1 protein-coding gene is annotated in these 1,811 nt (G+C 58.1%); it reads right to left on the bottom strand.

All coding sequences use genetic code 11. From position 1 onward, the window contains the following. On the bottom strand, positions 1-1,754 hold a 1,754-nt coding region (locus BIS10_RS18595; RefSeq protein WP_253507725.1), incomplete at its 3' end, for a TRAP transporter fused permease subunit. Positions 1,755-1,811 lie beyond the last annotated feature (57 nt).

Here is a 1,811-nt window from a genome sequence, read left to right as displayed (position 1 = left end):
ATCGTAGAGGCCGCCAAGGCAATAATACCCAGCACGCCCGAGGCCACCGCCATGGCGATTTCTAACTTGGTGCCCTGCCCGAGCAGCGGCGGATGATAGACAAACATAAACGGAATCAGGAAGCCGCCCAAGGAAATTTTCGTCGCCGTCAGTGCGGTGCGGAACCAGTGGGAGCCCGCAATCGCGCCGCCAATATAGGCCGCCAGCGCCACGGGAGGCGTTACCCCTGAAAGGATCGCAAAGTAGAGAATAAACAGGTGAGCAGAAAGGCTGGGCAAGCCTGCCTCAACAAACGCCGCCGCCACCACTGATGCCGCCAGCATGTACGCCGCCACGGTAGGTAAGCCCATGCCCAGAATAATCGCCACCACCATCGCTAACAGCAGTGTGACCATTACATCACCACCGCTCACCATCAGAATCAGCGATGACACTTTTAGGCCCAGCCCCGTGATACTGATTACCGCCGCGATTATCGCCACGCTGCCGATAATCACCGCAATCATCGCAGCGGTCATTGCCCCTGCTTCCAGCGCTGCCGGTAGTGATTTCACCCGCTCCCAGAGCGTGCCTTGGCTGCGCGGCGACACCAAGTACAGCACCATCGCGGTAAAGTACGCGGCCACCGCCGCAGTGGTCGGCGTGTAACGCAGCACCAGCATGGTAATCAGCACCACCAGCGGCAGCAGCAGGGTTTCGACATTGAAGAGCCCCTCGCGCAGCGTCGGGCGCTGGTCTTTGGGTATCGGGTTCAACCCCAGGCGTTTGGCTTCAAAGTGAACGCTCATCCAAATGGCAAGGTAGAACAGCAGCGCAGGAATCAGCGCGGCGCTGATGATATCCAGGTAACTTGTGGAGATAACATCGGCCATGACAAACGCCGCGGCGCCCATAATGGGCGGCAGAATTTGCCCTCCGGTTGAGGCAGAGGCCTCGGTGGCCGCGGCAAAGCGTGCGCTGTAGCCGTTTTTCTTCATCAACGGAATGGTAAAGACGCCCGTGGTAGCAACGTTGGCGGCGGTACTGCCGCTAATGCTGCCAAACATGGCGCTACACAGCGTGGCGGCTTTTGCAGGGCCGCCCGCCATGCCGCCCGTGGCGGCTGTCGAGAGGCGCATAAAGGTGTCGCCACCGCCGGTGGTCACCAGCAGCGCGCCAAACATAATAAACACCACAATCACGGTGGACGAGGTGCGCATTAAGCTGCCGAAAATACCGGTCGGCCCTAAATAGAAGGTGGCGACCAGGTCATCCCAACGGAAACCGCCGTGGCCCCAAACGCCAGGCAGATGTTGCCCAAAGGCCGCGTAGGCTAGCGCAATCAACACCAGAATAGGGAACGCTAGGCCAATCGCTCGGCGGCAGGCTTCCAGCAGCAGTAAAATCGCGCTGACACCAAACACTAGGTCTAGCGTCGTGGGCATCAAATAGCCCAACTGATAAATAATGCGGTCAAAGTGATAAACGTAATAGGCGCTGATCACCACGCTTAATAGAATCGGAATGATATCGAACCACGGAATGCGTTGGGCATCCCTCACGCGGCAGTGGTACGCCAAAAAAATTAGTGGCAGCGCGAACAGCAGATGCACCGCATTTTGTGTATTTACTGGCCCAGTGACGGCGGTATAGAGGTGGAAAATGGCCATTGCCACCGCCGCCGTGCGGGCCACCATAAACCAGAAGCCGGAAAGCTGTCGCTTGCCTGCATCCTCCTGGTATTTTTCAACAACAGACTCTTTTGCGGTTTCCATGGGGGAACTCCCGCGCCGCCTAACAAGAGGAGGCTAGGCAACGCGTCAGGCTAATAG

Origin of the sequence: Halomonas sp. 707B3 (assembly GCF_024158645.1) — a bacterium.
Lineage (GTDB): Bacteria > Pseudomonadota > Gammaproteobacteria > Pseudomonadales > Halomonadaceae > Vreelandella > Vreelandella lionensis.
The sequence above is the reverse complement of the archived record's forward strand: the minus strand, read 5'-3'. Positions and strand labels throughout refer to the sequence as shown.